This is a genomic window from Stenotrophomonas sp. (genome assembly GCF_059505245.1).
The window spans coordinates 17076-34963 of the sequence record NZ_JCACKF010000012.1; the positions used below are offsets into that span (position 1 = coordinate 17076).

The window sequence follows — 17888 nt, forward strand, 5'->3', positions numbered from 1 at the left end:
ACACTGCCGGTATGGAAGACGCTGACGTTTATGCCATCTCCGTCGAAGTCGCGCCGCGCTTCCTCGACGATCAATCCGCGCCGGAAGACGGTCGCTTTGCGTTCGCCTACACGATCCGCATCCACAACCAGGGGCGGGTCGCGGCACGCCTGGTCGCGCGCCACTGGCGCATCACCGATGCCAATGGTCGTGTCGAGCATGTCGATGGCGACGGGGTGATCGGCGAGCAGCCGCGGCTGCGCCCCGGTGAAGACTTCCGTTACACGTCCGGTGTCATGCTGGGGACCGATCACGGGACCATGCAGGGGCACTACGACATGGTCGCCGACGATGGCACCGAATTTGCCGCGCCGGTCGCACCCTTCGTGCTGGCCGTGCCGCGTACCCTGCACTGACACGGAGGCCGAACGATGAGTGTGTGGGCGATCGGCGACCTGCAGGGCTGCTATGACGTCACCCAGCGATTGCTGGAGAAGATCCGCTTCGACCCGGCGCAGGACACCCTGTGGTTCTGCGGCGACCTGGTCAACCGCGGCGGGCAGTCGCTGGAAACGCTGCGGCTGGTGCACTCGCTGCGCGAGCACAGCGTGGTGGTGCTGGGCAACCATGATCTTTCGCTGCTGGCCGTCGGTTCGCGTACCGAAGAGGAACAGCGCAAGGTCAACCCGGACCTGCTGCGCATCGTGCAGGCCGAGGACCGCGACGAACTGCTGGACTGGCTGCGCCTGCAGAAGCTGGTGCACGTGGACCGCGAGCTGGGCTGGATGATGGTGCACGCCGGCCTGGCGCCGAAGTGGACCACGCAGATGGCCGAGAAGCATGCCGCCGAGGTCGAGGTGCAACTGCATGGCGCCGGCTACCGCAAGCTGTTCCGCAACATGTACGGCGACAAGCCGAGCTGGGCCCCGAACCTGTCCGGTTACGACCGCTCGCGCGCGATCATCAACGTGCTCACCCGCATGCGCTACTGCACCCCGCGGGGGCGCATCGGCATCGAGGACAAGGGCACGCCGGGCACGCAGGAACAGGGGCTTTATCCCTGGTTCGAAGTGCCCGGCCGGGTCGAGCGCGACCTCAAGGTCGTCTGCGGCCACTGGTCGGCGCTGGGCCTGACCATCACCCAGGGCGTGCACGCCATCGACACCGGTGCGGTCTGGGGCGGCAAGCTGACCGCGCTCCAGCTTGATACCGACGAGCTGCGCGTGGTGCAGGTCCCGGGCCGCGACGTACCGGCACCCGTGCCCAACGCCCGCCCGCCGGCGCGACCGGCGCACGAGCGCCCCGGCGCTGCGACGCAGGGCAAGGAACAGGGCGGCAACGCCGCTGCCAGCCCGGGCAACCGTGGCCCACGCCGCCGTCGCCGTCGTGGTGGCGGAGGGGGCGGAGGGGGCGGCGCGGGTGGCGCGGGTGGCGCGGGTGGCGCGGGTGGCGGCACCCACAACAGTCCCCCGCCGCAGGCGTGACGCGGCGCGGCTGGGCACCAGGGACGGTGCTGCTGACGCTGGCCCTGGCCAGCGGCTGCCAGCCCGGCTCGCCGCCTGCTCCCACGGCTGCGGATGGTGCTGCACATGCGCCGACGCAGCCGCAGGCCCCTTCGCCGCCACTGGTGGCCGCAGCCCGCGCGCAGGTCGGCGTCACCACCCGTTACGATCCTGCTTACCAGGTACTGGCCTATCCTGGCGGCGACGTGCCACTGGATCGCGGCGTGTGCACGGACGTGGTGGTGCGCGCCCTGCGCGATCTGGGCCTGGACCTGCAGGCACGCGTGCATGAGGACATGCGCGGCAGTTTCAGTGCCTATCCGGCGATCTGGGGCCTGTCACGGCCGGACCGCAACATCGATCATCGTCGTGTACCGAACCTGATGCGCTGGTTCGAGCGCCAGGGCTGGCAGCAACCGGTCACGGCCCTCGCCGCCGACTACGCGGCCGGCGACATCGTTGCCTGGAAGCTCAATGGCAACGGCCTGCTGCACGTGGGCATCGTTTCTGACCGGCGCCTGGCCAACGGCACACCGCTGGTGCTGCACAACATCGCGCGCGGCACGCGCGAAGAGAACCTGCTGTTCCAGCACGCGATCATCGGGCATTACCGGATGCCGTTGCGACAGTCCCGGTAGAGTCGACTGTTAGTCGACTATCGCGCGCAGCGCGGGTTTTTCGGGTGACCGCCGAGAGCAGTCGACTAACAGTCGACTCTACCCCGTCGGTGTTCCCGTCGGTGTTTTCGTCGGTGTTTTCGTTCGTATTTTCCGCGATCTGCGGCGCACGTAGTGCACGAAGCGGAACGCGTAGGCGTGCCGTTCGTCGGCCGGGTGCGGCTCGCTGCTCACTTCCTGCCAGTCCTGCACGTCCACTTCGGGGAAATGGGTATCGGCGGGGACTTCGGCATCGACCCAGGTCAGGTACAGGTCACTGGCCTGGTCCAGCAACTGGTGGAAGATCTCGCCGCCGCCGATGATGCACAGCTCGCTGGCGCCCTCGCCTTCGGCAATCGCCTTCGCCTCGTCCAGCGACGCCACCGCACGCATGCCCTCGAACGGCACTTGGCCGCTGCGGGTCAGCACCAGGTTGGTCCGCCCCGGCAGCACGCGGCCGATCGACTCGGCCGTCTTGCGCCCCATCAGGATCGGCTTGCCCAGGGTGAGCGCCTTGAAGTGCTTGAAGTCATCCGGCAGGTGCCAGGGCATGGCATTGCCCTGGCCGATGCCACGGTTGCGGTCCAGCGCCACGATCATCGACAGCTTCAGGGCCCTCATACCGCTACCGGCGCCTTGATCGCCGGATGCGGGTCGTAGCCGTCGATGCGGATGTCGTCGAACTGGAAGCCGAACAGGTCGGTCACCTCCGGGTTCAACCACAGCTTCGGCAGCGCGCGCGGCGCGCGCGACAGCTGCTCGCGGGCCTGCTCGAAGTGGTTCGAGTACAGGTGCGCATCGCCCAGCGTGTGCACGAAGTCGCCCACGCCCAGGCCGGTGGCCTGCGCCACCATGTGGGTCAGCAGCGCGTAGCTGGCGATGTTGAACGGCACGCCAAGGAAGATGTCACCGCTGCGCTGGTACAGCTGGCAGCTGAGCTTGCCGTCCACCACGTAGAACTGGAACAGGTTATGGCATGGCATCAACGCCATCTGCGAAAGCTCGCCCACGTTCCAGGCACTGACCACCAGCCGGCGCGAATCGGGGTTGCGCTTGATCTCGTCCACAAGCCACTGCATCTGGTCGATCTGGCGGCCGTCGGCGGTGGCCCAGCTGCGCCACTGCTTGCCGTAGACCGGGCCGAGGTCCCCGTTCTCGTCGGCCCACTCGTCCCAGATGCGTACCTGGTTGTCCTTCAGGTAGCCGATGTTGGTGTCGCCCTTCAGGAACCACAGCAGCTCGTGGATGATCGAGCGCAGGTGCAGTTTCTTGGTGGTGACCAGCGGAAAGCCTTCGGTGAGGTCGAAGCGCATCTGCCAGCCGAACACGCTGCGGGTGCCGGTACCGGTGCGATCACTCTTGTCGGCGCCGTGTTCGAGCACGTGCGCCAGCAGGTCCAGGTAGGGCTTCATGCCTTGCCCTCGGCAGCCACCGGCAACTGCGGCTGCAGCACCGGCGCGCGGCGCGACATCACCAGCAGCACCAGGCCGAAGGCGATCAGCGGCAGGCTGAGGATCTGGCCACGGGTCAGCCAGTCGAAGGCCACGTAGACGCCGTTGTCCGGCATGCGCACGAACTCCACCGCGAAGCGGAACAGGCCGTACATCAACGCGAACAGGCCACCCACCAGGTAGCGGTGGCGCGGCTTGGCCGACACCGCCCACAGCACCACGAACATCACCAGGCCTTCCAGGAACGCTTCATACAGCTGCGACGGATGGCGGGCGTACGGGTTCAATGCGCCGGTGGCGAACTGCGCCTGCAGCGTCGCGTGGTCGAGCTGGTTCAGCGGGGCCGGCAGGCCGGACGGGAACACCACGCCCCAGGTCCCGTCGGTGTACTTGCCCCACAGCTCGGCGCCGATGAAGTTGCCGATGCGGCCGAAGCCCAGGCCCAGTGGCACCAGCGGCGCCATGAAATCCATGGTGTCGAAGAAATGCAGCTTGTGCTTGCGCGACCACCACCAGCAGGCGCCCAGCACGCCGAGCAGGCCACCGTGGAAGCTCATGCCGCCGTCCCACACCTTGAACAGCAGCAGCGGGTTGTGCAGGAAATCGCCCAGCGCGTAGAACAGCATGTAGCCGATGCGCCCGCCCAGCACCACGCCGAGCATGGCGTAGAACAGCAGGTCGGAGAAGCCGTTGGCATCGACGCCCGGCAGGCGCCCCGCGGCAATGCGCGTGCGGCCCAGCAGCCACGCTGCGGTGAAGCCGAGCAGGTACATGATGCCGTACCAGTGCACTTTGATCGGCCCCAGCGAAAGGGCGATGGGGTCGATGTCGTGGAAATAGATCATGGAAAACGCCTGGCGGGAGTACGGGTATTTTAGCGTCCCTGCCCCGCCCGGGGCCGGAGCCGGCACGGGCGGAGGACCACGCCGCAGATCAGGGTTCAGTCCAGGATCTGCGGCGCGTCAGGCAACGCGTCATGCTCGGACCGCATCGAGGCCGGAAAGTGCCCTTCGATCAGGCTGGAGACCTCGTCGATGGCATCCTGCAGTGCCTCGACCGGATGGGCGCCGCGCAGGCCCTCGCGCAGGTGGGTGCAGACCCGCTGCCACTGCGCCGGGCTGACCCGGCCGTGCAGGCCACGGTCGGCAACGATCTCGATCGCGTGATCGGCCAGCAGCAGGTAGATCAGTACGCCGTTGTTGTGGGCGGTATCCCAGGTTCGCAGGCGCGCAAAGGCATGCTCGGCGGCCTGGCGCGGGGTCACCCTGTGCCACAGCGCACCCAGCGGCAGGTCCGCTTCCACCGCGAACATCACCTGCCCGCCGTGGCGCTGCTCACCGGCCGCGATGGCCCCGGTGATCGCCTGCAATGTGGCAGGTGGGAACGCACGCCGCACCGAGGGCGAGAATACATGGCGGAACAGACGTTGGATCATCACCAGCCTCCCGAAGCGCCACCGCCACCGGAACGGCCGCCGCCACCGCCCCAGCCACCACCACCACCAAATCCACCGCCCCCGCCGAAACCGCCTCCGCCACCCCAGCTGCCACCGCCCCAACCGCCACCGCCGGCAAAGCGACCCGGGTGGCCGGACAGCATCGCCACGATCAGGCCGACCACGCCGGCCAGGCCACTGGCCAGCAGCGTGGAGGTGAACAGGAATGCTGCCAGCGCCGCACCCGCGCCGCCGAGCAGGCCGCGCAGCGGACGCGGCACGCGCGAGAAGACCCCGCGCAGGATGCTGCCGGCGAACACGCCGATGAACAGCGCCAGGAACCAGGTATCGCCACCACCACCGGGCTCGCGCCCGCGATGGCCGCTGACCGGTGCCGGCAGCGGTTCGCCGTCGATCAGCTTGACCAGCACCGCCGTGGCATCGGTGATGCCGCCGGCATAGTCGCCGCTGCGGAAGCGCGGGACCAGGTATTCCTGGATCACCCGGTTGGCGATGGCATCGGGAATGGCGCCTTCAAGGCCGTAGCCCGGCTCGATGCGCACGCGCCGGTCATCCTTGGCCACCACCAGCAGCACGCCGTCATCCACGCCCTTGCGGCCGATCTGCCATTGGTCGAAGACCCGCGTGGTGTACTGCGCGATGTCTTCCGGCTGGGTGGTGGGCACCACCAGCACCTGCAGCTGGCTGCCCTTGCGCTGCTGCAGCTCGATCGCCTGCTGCACCAGCGCCTGCTTCTGCGTGGCGTCCAGCGTGCCGGTGGTATCGACCACCGGCGAGTCCAGCGCAGGAATCGGCGCCAGCGGCTGTGCCTGCGCTGCCAACGGCAGCCACAGCAGCAGGGCCAGCAGCGCAGTGGCCAGGCGCATCGGTCAGTGGCCCGGCTGCGGTGCCGGCTGCTGCTGCGGCGCGTTGCCGAAATCGACCGCTGGCGCGTTGGAAATCTGCGCTTCGTTGTCCACCGTGAAGTTCGGCTTGGTCTTGTAGCCGAAGATCTTGGCGGTGACCACCTGCGGGAACGAACGGATGTAGGTGTTGTAGTCCTGCACCTGCTGGATGTAGCGGCCGCGCGCAACCGTGATGCGGTTTTCGGTGCCTTCCAGCTGGGCCTGCAGGTCGCGGAAGTTCTGGTCGGACTTCAGCACCGGGTAGTTCTCGGTGACCACCAGCAGCCGCGACAGTGCGCTGCCGAGTTCACCCTGGGCCTGCTGGAACTGCTTGAGCGAGGCTTCGTCGTCGGCGTTGACGTTGATCTGGCCGACGCGCGAACGGGCGTTGGTGACTTCGGTCAGCACGCGCTCTTCCTGGCTGGCAAAGCCCTTCACCGTCTGCACCAGGTTGGGCACCAGATCGGCGCGGCGCTTGTACTGGTTGAGCACCTCAGACCAGCTGGCCTTGACCGCCTCATCCTTCTGCTGGATGGCGTTGTAGCCGCAGCCGGACAGCAGGGAGGCCAGCAGCATCAGGGGCAGGACACGGGTGAACAGGCGCATGGCGGAGGTTCCGGGTGGACTGGGCACCGAGCATGCCACGGTCCGGGTGAAAGACCGGCCATCGGGCACCGCCCCCTCCGCGGTGCTGTGTTTGCTGGATATCGGGGTTGGCCGGGAGGGTGGGTTGGCTGGGGGACGCCGTGAATACGTCCATGTAGGCTCGGTCGCGCCATCCATGGCGCTCACGCCCCCAGCCAACCCACCCTCCCGGCCACGGACAATTTCCTGCACACCGCGGGAAGATCAAAAGAAAAATCAAAAGCAAAAGCCGGTTCTTCAGGCATTCGTGTCGACCAAGGTCGACAGCTACCAGAGCGGGGCGCCGTTGCGACAGATCGCGGGAATCTGTCGAAGGCGGGGTGGGTCGGGTTGAGGGGGCGTGAGCCGCATGGATGCGGCGACCGAGCTTACATGGACGTACTCGCAGCGTCCCCCTCAACCGGATCCACCCCGCCAACCCACGGAATGCAGGCTTTTGCCGTTGACGTTGACGTTGATTCGGCGGGTGCAGGGCTGCAAGCCCTGCCGGAATCCAACACCCCTCAGCAGGCCTCAGCCACCGCAGTGCGGGGACGCCCCAGCCACGCCAGCAGCAGGCCCGATGCCGCCAGCAGGCCACCGGCCACCGGAATCGCGGCATAGCCCAGGCCCGAGCTGATCACCGCACCGCCCAGCGCCGCACCCACCGCATTGCCCAGGTTGAACGCACCGACGTTGATCGACGACGCCAGGCCCGGCGCCTCGCTGGCCGCCTGCATCACCCGGATCTGCAGCGGCGGTACGAGGGCGAAGGTCGCCGCGCCGAACAGCAGCACACCGAGGGCGGCGGTGGCGTGGCTCATGAAGGCCAGCGGCAGCACGAACATCAGCACCGCCAGGACGGCCAGCAGGATCCGTGTGGCGCCATCCAGCGACCAGTCGGCCATGCGCCCACCGATGCCGTTGCCGAGGGTGAAGCCGATGCCGATCAGCGCCAGCGAGATCGCGATGAAGGTATTGGAGGCGCCGGTCAATTCGGTCAGCACCGGTGCGACGTAGGTATAGAGGGTGAACATGGCACCGGCGCCGAGCACGGTGGTGGCCATCGCCAGCAGCACCGGCGGCTGCAGGATCGCCTTCAGTTCGCGGCGCACGTCCGGGCGCGGCCCCGGTGCAGATGCCGGCAGCGCGAAGCCCAGCGCGGCGATTGCGATCAGGCCCAGCGCCGCAGTACCGGCAAAGGACAGGCGCCAGCCCAGCTGCTGGCCGACCCAGGTCGCCAGCGGCACGCCGCCGATGTTGGCGATGGTCAGGCCCATGAACATGGTGGCCACGGCGGCAGCCTGCTTTTCCTTCGGCACCAGGCTGGCGGCGACCACCGCACCGATGCCGAAGAAGGCGCCGTGGTTGAGGCTGGTGACCAGGCGCGACAGCAGCAGCAGCCCGTAGTTCGGCGCCAGCGCGGACAGCAGGTTGCCGACCACGAAGATGGACATCAGCAGCATCAGCGCGGTGCGCTTGCCGAAACGGCCCATCAGCAGGGTCATCACCGGCGCGCCCAGCATCACGCCCACGGCGTAGGCGGTGATCAGCATGCCGGCGGTGGGGATCCCAACGCCCACGCCGTCGGCGATGACCGGCAACAGGCCCATCGGGGCAAATTCGGTGGTTCCAATGGCGAAGGCGCCAACGGCAAGCGCCAGCAAGGCGGCTCTGGAATTCATGGGGGGTTTCCTGGGGGGCGGGAATCGGGAGTGCGTAGCCTGCGCGCTTTGCTGCGCCGGATTAAGCCTCGGCCCGGGAAAACACTGTTGATCCTGATTCACAAGTGGAGGCCGGAACGCCGCCGCAAGTGCAAAAACCGCAGCGCCGTTCGTTGTAGAGCCGCGCCCCACAACGCAGAACCCCCGGCCAGGCCGGGGGTTCTGGGTGACACACGTGCCAATGGCGCGCTTACCAGTTGCCGGCGCCCGGCACGTTGTGTTCGCGGGCGCGGCGGCGCATCAGCAGGTTCAGCCACTCCACCAGCACCGAGAAGCCCATCGCGGCGTAGATGTAGGGCTTGGGCACGTGAACGTCCAGGCCGTCCAGGATCAGCACCGCACCGATCATCAGGATGAAGGCCAGGGCCAGCATCTTCACGGTCGGGTTGGCGTCGATGAAGCGGCCCAGCGGGTTGGCGGCCAGCAGCATCACCAGCACCGACAGCAGGATGGCCGCCACCATCACCGGGATGTGGTCGGCGATGCCCACGGCGGTGATCACCGAGTCGAGCGAGAACACGATGTCGATCACCGCGATCTGGGCGATCACGTAGCCGAACACGGCCGAGGCCTTGGTGGTGCTGGGGTCTTCGTCCTCGCCACCGCTGATCAGTTCCTTGATCTCCATGCAGCCCTTGATGATCAGGAACAGGCCACCAACGATCAGTACCAGGTCGCGGATGGAAATGCCCATGCCGGCCACGGTGAACAGGTTGGCCGCCATGTGCGCCAGGTAGGCCAGCGAGACCAGCAGGCCGATGCGGGTGATGCAGGCCACCGCGATGCCCAGCTTGCGTGCGAACGGACGACGCTCTTCCGGCAGCTTGCTGACCGCGATGGAAATGAACACCAGGTTGTCGATGCCGAGCACGATTTCCAGCGCGCTGAGCGTGAACAGGGTCACCCAGGCATTGGGGTCGGCGAGGAACTCAAAGGACATGGAAACTCTTCAAGGCAGTGGGGGAATGGGGTTTCAGCCGTAGCTGCCGGCCAGCGCGTGCGGAACCACGACCAGCGCCCAGCACAGCAGCACGTTCATCATCAGCACGAACACCGCTGCCGAGCCCATGTCCTTGGCGCGGCCAGCCAGCTCATGGATCTCGCTGCCGTAGCGTTCGATCACCGCTTCGATGGCCGAGTTGGCAAGCTCCATCGCCAGCACCAGCAGCATCGAGCCGATCAGCAGCGCGCGTTCGACCGGGGTCTGGCCCAGCCAGATCGCGACCGGAGTCAGCATCACCAGCAGGTATACCTCCAGCCGGAACGAGGACTCGTGCAGCCAGGCGGCGCGCAGCCCCTGCCAGGACCAGCGGGCGGCCTGGAAGATGCGGCGCGGGCCGCGGGGCATGTGGCCGAACTGATCAGCCACGGGTGGAACATCCAGCAACAGGGGCGCGGCGCAGCGACCGCTCAGACGCACGGCAGGAAATCATGGGTGCACAGGAATAGGCAGATGGCCGCCATTTTGCCACAAGGCCGCCAACCGCACCCCGCACCGGCCCGCTGAACGGCCTGCCAGGGGCAAGCACCGGGCTGGGCCGTGCTTCTATGATGGAGGTCCCCTTGCCTGCTGGAGCGCCTGATGTCCCGTCGCCGTACCTGCCTGCTGATGCTGGGCCTGCTGACTGCCGCACCGCTTGCCCAGGCCCTGAGCCCGGCCAGGCCGCCGCAGGTGCCCGAACAGGTCTCCAATGTGGCCTGGGCCGGCGACATGGCCCGCTTCGCCAGCGCCGACCAGGCCAACCCGCCGCCGCGTGGTGGCATCGAGTTCATCGGCAGCTCCTCGATCCGCTTCTGGGAGAGCCTGGCCACCGACTTCCCCGGCCAGCCGGTGTTCAACCGCGGCTTCGGCGGTTCGGAAGTGCGCGACAGCACCTGGTATGCCGGCCAGATCGTGGTGCCGTATGCGCCGTGCAAGGTGTTCTTCTACGCCGGTGACAACGACCTCAACAGCGGCCGCAGCGCCGTGCAGGTGCGCGACGATGTGGTCGCCTTCGTGCAGCGCGTGCACCGCGACCTGCCAAAGACCAGGGTCGAGTACCTGTCCATCAAGCCGAGCCCGTCGCGCGCGCACCTGCTGCCGGCAATCAAGGAAGCCAACGCGCTGATCAAGGCCGCGCTGGCCAGGCTGCCCAACACCGGCTTCACCGACATCTACACGCCGATGCTCGGCGCCGACGGCCAGCCGGATGCGACGCTGTTCCGCGAGGACATGCTGCACATGACCCCGGCCGGCTATGCGATCTGGACCAGGGCGCTGGCGCCGAAGGTCAACTGCAACTGAGGCACTGTGGACGTCGGGCATGGCCCGGCGCTACCGCACCCCATCCACGCATGGCCTGGATCTACCGACATTTCAGCGGGATGGGGTCAGAGCCGGTTGCGCCGCAACGGGATCCGACCCCGGCAGGTCGCCGCGTTACCGGAAGACCACCGTGGCTTCGGTGCCCTTGCCCGGCTGGCTGGCCAGGCTGACCTTCCAGCCGAAGCGGTCGCACAGCCGGCGCACGATCGACAGGCCCAGGCCGGTGCCCTGCGGGCGGCTCGGCTCGGCGCGGTAGAAGGGTTCAAACGCGCGCGACAGCGCCTCGGCGGACATGCCGATGCCGGTGTCGCGCACCACCACCCGGTCATTGAGCACGTGCACGTCGATACGCCCTTCGTCGGTGTAGCTGCAGGCGTTGCGCACCAGGTTGCTGACCACCACCTGCAGCACCCGCGGCGGCGCGTGCAGCTGCACCGGGCCTTCGCTGTGCAGGTGCACTGACACCAGACGCGTACCCAGCAGTTCGTTGGCGTTGTCCACCTCGTAGCGGACGATGTCGTTGACGTCGAACAGCTCGATCTGGGGTTCGACGTCGGCCTCGCGGGCCAGGATCAGGAACGCGTCGATCACCGCTTCCATGTCACGGCCGGCGCGCTGGATGCGCTGCAGGCTGCGGCGCAGGCGCGGCTGCAGGGTTTCATCGCCCAGGGCCATGTCGCTGGCCACACGGATGACGGTCAACGGCGTGCGCAGCTCGTGGCTCGCATCGCGGGTGAAATTGCGCTCGCGCGCCACATGCGCGCTGACCCGGTTGGCCAGCGAATGCAGCGCGGCCGCCAGCTGCCGGGTCTCGCCCTGCATGTCCGCGGGCAGCTTGTTCGGTTCCAGGTCGGCCGCCTCCGGGTGGCCCGGATCCCAGCGCGAGACGCGCCGTGCCAGCCAGTTCACCGGCGACACCAGGCGCTTGGAAGCCCGGTAGGTGACCCAGCTGGCGCCATACACCGCCAACAGGGTCAGCAGCACCGGCACGATGCCGAACCAGAACGCCAGCATCTCCGCACGCGAACGCAGGAACACCAGGTACAGGCGGCCGGCCGGACGCACATCGACCAGTACCAGCTGGTCATCCTTGGGCAGCTCGTGGAAACCGGGTTCCAGGTTGCGCAGGTTGGCCGGCAACGACAGCGCCGATTGCCCGCTTTCCAGCAGGTAGCCGCGGATGTTCTGGGTGTTGGGCGGTGGCTGCACCGGCGAGGCCTCGTGCAGCGTCCAGTAATAGGCCGCTTCCTCGCGCAGGGCGGCGCCGACCAGGCTGTGCTTGATCACCAGCGAAACCAGCCAGGCACCGAGCAGGATGCCCAGGCTGGCCAGGACTGCCTGCAGGATGAAGGCGATACGGATCTTGCGCGGCAGGCCGTGCGGCATTGCGGGGTCCCGGTCAGAGCGCTGCGATTATAGGCAGCGCGCTGCGCCGTAGTCGTGCACGGAGGATGACCGGCGGCAGTGCCGGCCGGTCATCCGTGCCCGGTGCGGGGTCGTTGCCCGGCCGGGCCTGATGCTGCACCGGCCTGGCCCCGATCAGGCCATCGGCTGGGCGATATCGGCAATGCGGTAACCGGCGCTCTGCACGGTGTGCAGCAGCGGACGGTCGAACGGCTTGTCGATGATCTTGCGCAGGTTGTACAGATGGCTGCGCAGGATGTCCGAATCCGGCAGGCCATTGCCCCAGATCTCGCGTTCGATCTCCTGGCGGGTGACCACGCGCGGCGATTCGCGCATCAGGATGGTCAGCAGGCGCAGGCCGATCGGCGACAGCTGCAGTTCGGTACCGGCACGGGTGGCCCGCATGCTGACCGGATCGAGCACCAGGTCGGCGACCTTCAGCACTTCCGAACCCACCTGGCGGCGTTCACGGCGGATCAGCGCGCGCAGGCGGGCTTCCAGCTCCTGGATCGCGAACGGCTTGGTCAGGTAGTCATCGGCGCCGAAACCGAGGCCGGTGAGCTTGTCGTCCAGCGTGTCGCGTGCCGTGAGCATCAGCACCGGGGTGGACTTGCGCGCATCGTTGCGCAGGCGACGGCATACTTCGATGCCATCCAGGCGCGGCAACATGAGGTCGAGCACCACGACGTCATAGCTGTTCTCCGCCGCAAGGCGGTAGCCATCCAGGCCGTCCTGTGCATAGTCGACTTCGAAGCCGCGACCTTCCAGGTATTCCCCGATCATCTCGGAGATGTTGCGGTTGTCTTCGACCACCAGCACCAAGCCGGAGGTCTCCTTCGTCTGACGCATGTGATTCCCTCTAACTTCAGCTTTGTGAAACATGCCGGATCGACGGTGGACGCGATGTGAAGTTCCGTCAAGAGGGTTGTAAATCGTTCAGAGCAGGGGCCGCAGCAGTGGCCAGACGTTGTCCAGCACCCTCGATTGCGCCTGCGCCGTGGGGTGCAGTCCATCGGGCTGCATCATGCCCGGCTGCAGGGCCACGCCCTCCAGCAGGAACGGCAGCAGCGGCACCTTGTACTGCGTGGCCAGCGCCTTGTAGGCCGCCGCCAGGCGCTGGCGGTAAGCGGGCCCATAGTTGGGCGGCACGTCGATGCCCAGCAGCAGCACCCTGGCGCCGGCCTTCTGGCTGGCCTGTACCATCTTTTCCAGGTTGCCCTGCACCTGTGCCGGGGTCAGCCCGCGCAGCGCGTCGTTGCCGCCCAGCGCGATCACCACCACCGTCGGCTTTTCCTTCGCCAACAGGCCCGGCAGGCGGGTCAGCGCGCCGGCCGTGGTTTCCCCGCTCATGCTGGCATTGACGATGCGCGCCGGTGTTTTCGACTGTTGCCTGACCCGCTGCTGCAACAGGCTGACCCAGCCGGCGTCGGCAGGGATATTGTGGGCAGCACTGAGGCTGTCGCCGAGCACCAGCACCGTGCCTGCCGGGTCTTTGGCTCCGGCCAGCCCGGGCAGCAGCAATCCCAGCAGCAGCACCATCATCGCGCCGGCTCGCCGGCTCCATCCCGTCTTGCGCATTGGAGTCTCCTCATCGACAGCCTGTCCCCCCGCAGCACGCCCGTCGCCATCGCCGTCGACCAGGTCGGCAAGTCCGTGCAGGGCCCGGAGGGTGAAGTCCACATACTGGACAACATCACCCTGACCGTCCATGAAGGCACCAGTGTGGCCATCGTCGGCGCTTCGGGGTCCGGCAAGACCACCCTGCTCGGCCTGCTGGCCGGACTGGACCTGCCCAGCCGCGGCCACGTCGCGCTGGCGGGCCAGAACCTGGGCGACCTGGATGAAGAAGCACGGGCCCAGCTGCGCGCGCGTGCGGTCGGCTTCGTGTTCCAGAGCTTCCACCTGCTGCCGGCGCTGACTGCCGCCGAGAATGTCGCGCTGCCGTTGGAACTGGCCGGACGCGAGGACCGCGCGCGGGTGGACGAGGTGCTGGCGCAGGTCGGCCTGGCCCATCGCGCCCGCCACTACCCGCGCCAGCTGTCCGGCGGCGAGCAGCAGCGCGTGGCGCTGGCACGTGCCTTCGTCACCCGTCCGCGCATCCTGTTCGCCGACGAACCGACCGGCTCGCTGGACCACGCCACCGGCCAGCACATCAGCGACCTGCTGTTCGAACTCAACGCCGGCAGCGGCACCACCCTGGTCCTGGTCACCCACGACCTGCGCCTGGCCCAGCGTTGCCAGTACATCCACCGCATCGATGACGGCCGCCTGCTGCCGGTCGAGCGTGGGGCACAGGCATGAACGTGCTGCGCCACGCGTGGCGCGCGCTGCGCCGCGAGGCGCTGGCCGGCGACCTGCTGACCGTGTTCGCCGCGCTGGTGCTGGGCGTGGCGGTGATGACTGCGGTGGGCACGCTGGTGAACCGGGTCAACCTGGCGCTGACCGGCAGCGCGGCGGAAATGCTCGGCGGCGACCTCGGCATCGCCGGGCGCGATGATCCGCCGCAGGCATTCGCCGACGAGGCGCAACAGCGCGGCCTGGCGCATACCCGCATCGCCAGTTTCGGCAGCGTGCTGTTCAACGGCGATGCCAGCCAGATGGCCAGCATCAAGGCGGTACAGGCAGGTTATCCACTGCGCGGCACGCTGCGGGTCCGGGCCACGCCCGGCGGTGCGTTGATCGCCGATGCCGGCATGCCGCCCAAGGGCCAGGCCTATGCCGACCCACGCCTGCTGCAGGGGTTGGGGCTGAAGGCCGGCGATGACCTCGAGTTCGGCGCCGGCACGCTGCGCATCGCCGGCATCATCGAGGCCGAGCCGGACAGCGGTGGCGACCTGCTGACACTCTCGCCCACCCTGCTGGTCAACCGCGCTGATGTGGAGGGCACCGGCCTGCTCGGCCCGGGCAGCCGTATCAACTACCGGCTGATGTTCGCCGGCGCAGCGGAGCCGATCGCGGCGCTGCGCCAGTGGCTGCTGCCGCAGGCGAAAGGCCTGCGCCTGCTGAGCGTGGACGACACCCAGCGTGGCGTGCGCCAGGCATTCGATCTGGCCGGGCGCTTCCTCGGCCTGAGCGCGCTGCTGGCGGTACTGCTGGCCGGTGTGGCCACCGCGCTGGCGGCCAACCGCTTCGCCCTGCGTCGCATCGACCAGGTGGCGATCCTGCGCTGCCTGGGCGCACGCCAGCGCGACATCCTGCTGGGCCTGGCGCTGCAGCTGCTGATGCTGGCGGTGCCAGCCTGTGCGCTCGGCATCGGCCTGGGCATGGCCGCGCAGGAAGGCCTGGTGCAGGTGCTGGGCAGCCTGGTGCCGCAGCGCCTGCCGCTGCCGGAAGCGATGCCGGCGCTGACCGGTGCCGGCATCGGCCTGCTGCTGCTGTTCGGCTTCGGCCTGCCACCGCTGCTGCGCCTGCGCGGGGTGCCGCCGATGCGGGTGCTCAACCGTTCCTTCGCCGCCCTGCCGCCGGCGTCGCTGCTGGCCTATGTGGCGGCGCTGGCGGTCAGCCTGCTGCTGGCGGTGCAGGTCACCGGCGATCTGAAACTGGCGCTGTGGGTGCTGGGCGGCCTGGCCGCGCTGGCGCTGGCGGCCGGTGCGGTCGGCTTCGTGCTGCTGCAGCTGCTGCGCGGCCTGCAGCACCGCCTGCATGGCAACTGGCGGTTGGGCCTGGCCGCGCTGACCCGGCGCCGGCTGCTGGCGGTGATGCAGCTGGTGGGGCTGTCGCTGTCGCTGTGCGCGTTGTTGCTGCTGGCGGTGACCGGACCCGGCCTGCTGCAGCAGTGGCGCGAGCGCCTGCCTGCGGATACGCCGAACTACTTCCTGATCAACATCCAGCCCGAACAACGCGACGGTGTGCTGGCCGCATTGCGTGGACTGGGCGCCGGCGACGCCAGTATCGAGCCGATGGCGACCGGCCGCCTGATCGCGATCAACGGCAAGCCGCCGCTGCGCGTGGACCAGGCCGCCGCCGAGGGGAACGGCGCGAACAACGGCCCGCGCGAGGACGACGACGAGAACCGGCCGCTGAACTTCAGCTGGCGCAGCAGCTTCCCACCCGCCAATGCGCTGCTGGAGGGCCGCTTCTGGCAGGCCGGCAGCACCGCGGCGGAAGCCTCGGTGGAAACCGGCTGGGCGCGGCGCTACGGCGCGCACCTGGGTGATCGCATTACGATTTCCGTAGGGGAGCAGCAGCGCGAGTTCACCGTCACCAGCATCCGCAAGGCGGACTGGAACACATTCCGCCCGAATTTCTTCGTGCTGTTGAACCCCAACGCGGTGGGCGATACCCCGCACAACCTGCTGTCGGCCTTCCATCTGCCGTCCGGCAACGCGGCCGGGCTGGGCGAGCTGGTGCGCGCGCAGCCGAACCTGTCGCTGCTGGACGTGGACGCGGTGATCTCGCAGGTGCGCGATGTGATGGAGCGCGTGGCGCAGGCAGTGCAGCTGGTGATGGTGTTCAGCCTGCTGGCCGGCGTGCTGGTGCTGCTGGCGGCGCTGCAGGCCACCGCCGGCGAGCGCCGCTACGACAGCGCGGTGCTGCGCACGCTGGGCGCGACCCGGCGCCAGCTGCGCGGCGCGGTGCTGGTGGAGTTCGGCGCGCTGGGCACGCTGGCGGCGTTGCTGGCGGTGGGCGCGGCCGCAGCGATCGGCGTGGCGGTGTCGCAGAAGGTGTTCGAGCTGCCCTTGCTGCCACCGTGGCCGGGCCTGCTGATCGGCGGCGTGGTCGGCATCGGCTTGAGCCTGCTGGCGGGCTGGTGGGGTACGCGGGCGATCCTGCATACGCCGCCGGCATTGGCACTGCGCGAGGCCTGAGGAGACCGTGACACGCTACGGGTGGGGCCGGCTGTACGCTGCGCGCCCCACCTGAGCGCATCCACACAAGGCGTGGGTCTACTGACGAATGGCCGGGATGATGGACGCCTGTTGCTGCGCCCAGGCCACGGTCGTGCTCATCGCGCGCTGCACGCCCAGAAGCGTTATGAACAGGCAGAGCTCGTCCTTCTCCTCGTTATCCCCTACCCGCTTGCGGACTTCGCTGTATTCAGGCGGGCTGTCAAAAATGACGATACGAACGATGTTGCCGCTGGGCAGGTGCTTGGCGGAGAAGATCGGATTGGCATCGCGATCCTTAGTGCCATCGACGAAGAACGTGTTGTAGTGCGGGCTGCGGAAGTCTTCAATGCGCAGGCTTGCCGCGTTGATTGCCTTCATGAAGTGGTCGTGGATATGCCGTTCAAGACGATCATAGACCTGCGGATCGGACAGATAGGCATCGAACATCCGGCGTTCTGGCACGACCATCAGCAAGCCTCGTTTCCATGCATTGGAATCGCAAAGACACGAACAACTTCGTAACCGGGAGGGCCATTGGTGCGGCTTTCGCAGAAGCGAAAACCCGCGAGCAGGCCAGCATCCTCGACAACGGAGCGCACGGCGTCGATTTCCGTCGAGGTGTTGCTGCCGCTTTCGTGCCAGCGCCGGGCTCCAAATGCGACCCCCTCGGAACCTGGATAGTAGAAAACGTTGGGGAGCAGCACGCCCTCTTCCGCATACAGCTCGAAATCGGTGAAGCTCAATGCGATAAACATCTTCGCTCCGGCTGGATCGCGCGCGCAGCCGGCAATACGAACGGTCGCCAGAACATGCATGCAGAGACTGAACAGATAAGCCGATGTCCATCGAGGCCCAATACGCGCGAGCAGCCCGTCTATCCGCTGGGTTCGCGAAACAAGTGCGGCTTCCTCGAAGTCATCGATTTCGAGAAAGAAGCTGTCGATATCATCGCAGGCTTCGCCGGACAACATTTGACTGCACAAGGCGGAAAGCTTCATCTGCGGCGACGTTCAATGACTGCGTGGGCGGCTACCCTACCCCATGCGCAGAAGCCGGAAAGCGGACTCGGACAAA

The 17888-nt window shown here is 67.8% G+C and carries 20 protein-coding genes; 6 read left to right on the forward strand and 14 right to left on the reverse strand.

Annotated elements, in window-relative coordinates; all coding sequences use genetic code 11:
* The first annotated feature begins 11 nt into the window (after positions 1-11).
* Genes apaG through AC5JLE_RS04605 form a run of 3 tightly spaced genes read left to right on the forward strand, consistent with a single transcriptional unit; the run spans position 12 to position 2119 of the window.
* Complete coding sequence (gene apaG / locus AC5JLE_RS04595; protein ID WP_008268668.1) at positions 12-395, forward strand: Co2+/Mg2+ efflux facilitator ApaG/CorD; 384 nt, start codon at positions 12-14, stop codon at positions 393-395.
* A 15-nt stretch (positions 396-410) separates the two neighbouring features.
* A complete protein-coding gene (locus tag AC5JLE_RS04600) occupies positions 411-1463 on the forward strand; it encodes a symmetrical bis(5'-nucleosyl)-tetraphosphatase (RefSeq protein ID WP_241884687.1) in 1053 nt (350 codons plus the stop codon).
* Positions 1460-2119, forward strand: a complete 660-nt coding sequence (locus AC5JLE_RS04605; protein ID WP_049404140.1) for a DUF1287 domain-containing protein — start codon at positions 1460-1462, stop codon at positions 2117-2119. Before AC5JLE_RS04600 ends, AC5JLE_RS04605 begins: the two co-directional genes overlap by 4 nt.
* Positions 2120-2197: 78 nt before the next feature.
* On the opposite strand, the gene AC5JLE_RS04610 is transcribed toward AC5JLE_RS04605, so the two are convergent.
* From AC5JLE_RS04610 to AC5JLE_RS04650, 9 genes are all read right to left on the reverse strand, one after another.
* On the reverse strand, positions 2198-2749 hold the full coding sequence (locus AC5JLE_RS04610) for a dihydrofolate reductase (protein WP_241884705.1): 552 nt from the start codon (positions 2747-2749) through the stop codon (positions 2198-2200).
* A 5-nt stretch (positions 2750-2754) separates the two neighbouring features.
* Positions 2755-3549, reverse strand: coding sequence for a thymidylate synthase (locus tag AC5JLE_RS04615; protein WP_241884688.1), 795 nt, complete (start codon positions 3547-3549; stop codon positions 2755-2757).
* A complete protein-coding gene (lgt, locus tag AC5JLE_RS04620; RefSeq protein WP_014645981.1) occupies positions 3546-4433 on the reverse strand; it encodes a prolipoprotein diacylglyceryl transferase in 888 nt (295 codons plus the stop codon). The genes AC5JLE_RS04615 and lgt overlap by 4 nt, the downstream gene beginning before the upstream one ends.
* A 95-nt stretch (positions 4434-4528) precedes the next feature.
* Positions 4529-5023 carry a TPM domain-containing protein gene (locus tag AC5JLE_RS04625; protein WP_014645980.1) on the reverse strand — a complete coding sequence of 165 codons (495 nt, stop codon included), beginning with the start codon at positions 5021-5023 and terminating at the stop codon, positions 4529-4531.
* Entirely contained in the window at positions 5023-5910 is an 888-nt protein-coding gene (locus AC5JLE_RS04630) for a TPM domain-containing protein (protein ID WP_049420663.1), read from the reverse strand. Before AC5JLE_RS04630 ends, AC5JLE_RS04625 begins: the two co-directional genes overlap by 1 nt.
* A gap of 3 nt (positions 5911-5913) precedes the next feature.
* Complete coding sequence (locus AC5JLE_RS04635; RefSeq protein ID WP_049404134.1) at positions 5914-6534, reverse strand: LemA family protein; 621 nt, start codon at positions 6532-6534, stop codon at positions 5914-5916.
* 542 nt (positions 6535-7076) lie between these two features.
* Complete coding sequence (locus AC5JLE_RS04640) at positions 7077-8237, reverse strand: MFS transporter (protein ID WP_262216558.1); 1161 nt, start codon at positions 8235-8237, stop codon at positions 7077-7079.
* Positions 8238-8466: 229 nt separating this feature from the next.
* Entirely contained in the window at positions 8467-9216 is a 750-nt protein-coding gene (locus tag AC5JLE_RS04645; protein ID WP_005408127.1) for a TerC family protein, read from the reverse strand.
* 33 nt (positions 9217-9249) lie between these two features.
* Positions 9250-9645 carry a diacylglycerol kinase gene (locus AC5JLE_RS04650; RefSeq protein WP_014036025.1) on the reverse strand — a complete coding sequence of 132 codons (396 nt, stop codon included), beginning with the start codon at positions 9643-9645 and terminating at the stop codon, positions 9250-9252.
* A gap of 213 nt (positions 9646-9858) precedes the next feature.
* Here AC5JLE_RS04650 and AC5JLE_RS04655 point away from each other — a divergent pair, with 213 nt between their 5' ends.
* Positions 9859-10560 (forward strand): SGNH/GDSL hydrolase family protein, encoded by a 702-nt coding sequence (locus tag AC5JLE_RS04655; protein WP_241884690.1) that lies wholly within the window; start codon positions 9859-9861, stop codon positions 10558-10560.
* Positions 10561-10695: 135 nt separating this feature from the next.
* Here the strand turns inward: AC5JLE_RS04655 and AC5JLE_RS04660 are convergent, their stop codons facing one another.
* The 3 genes from AC5JLE_RS04660 to AC5JLE_RS04670 all read right to left on the reverse strand — a co-directional run bounded on the left by AC5JLE_RS04660 (position 10696) and on the right by AC5JLE_RS04670 (position 13563).
* Positions 10696-11967: a sensor histidine kinase gene (locus tag AC5JLE_RS04660; RefSeq protein ID WP_014645975.1), complete on the reverse strand. Its 1272-nt coding sequence runs from the start codon at positions 11965-11967 to the stop codon at positions 10696-10698.
* Between the two features lie 153 nt (positions 11968-12120).
* A complete protein-coding gene (locus AC5JLE_RS04665; RefSeq protein ID WP_496065077.1) occupies positions 12121-12834 on the reverse strand; it encodes a response regulator transcription factor in 714 nt (237 codons plus the stop codon).
* Positions 12835-12921: 87 nt separating this feature from the next.
* Entirely contained in the window at positions 12922-13563 is a 642-nt protein-coding gene (locus tag AC5JLE_RS04670) for an arylesterase (protein ID WP_049406109.1), read from the reverse strand.
* A 75-nt stretch (positions 13564-13638) separates the two neighbouring features.
* Between AC5JLE_RS04670 and AC5JLE_RS04675 the strand changes: the two genes are divergently transcribed.
* Both AC5JLE_RS04675 and AC5JLE_RS04680 read left to right on the forward strand, forming a co-directional pair.
* The gene (locus AC5JLE_RS04675; RefSeq protein ID WP_075076551.1) at positions 13639-14286 is read left to right on the forward strand and encodes an ABC transporter ATP-binding protein; all 648 of its coding nucleotides are present in this window, start codon (positions 13639-13641) and stop codon (positions 14284-14286) included.
* On the forward strand, positions 14283-16793 hold the full coding sequence (locus tag AC5JLE_RS04680) for an ABC transporter permease (RefSeq protein WP_262216557.1): 2511 nt from the start codon (positions 14283-14285) through the stop codon (positions 16791-16793). The genes AC5JLE_RS04675 and AC5JLE_RS04680 overlap by 4 nt, the downstream gene beginning before the upstream one ends.
* A 78-nt stretch (positions 16794-16871) precedes the next feature.
* On the opposite strand, the gene AC5JLE_RS04685 is transcribed toward AC5JLE_RS04680, so the two are convergent.
* Positions 16872-17288, reverse strand: coding sequence for a hypothetical protein (locus AC5JLE_RS04685; RefSeq protein ID WP_053494923.1), 417 nt, complete (start codon positions 17286-17288; stop codon positions 16872-16874).
* The gene (locus tag AC5JLE_RS04690) at positions 17282-17812 is read right to left on the reverse strand and encodes a hypothetical protein (RefSeq protein WP_496065078.1); all 531 of its coding nucleotides are present in this window, start codon (positions 17810-17812) and stop codon (positions 17282-17284) included. Before AC5JLE_RS04690 ends, AC5JLE_RS04685 begins: the two co-directional genes overlap by 7 nt.
* Positions 17813-17888 lie beyond the last annotated feature (76 nt).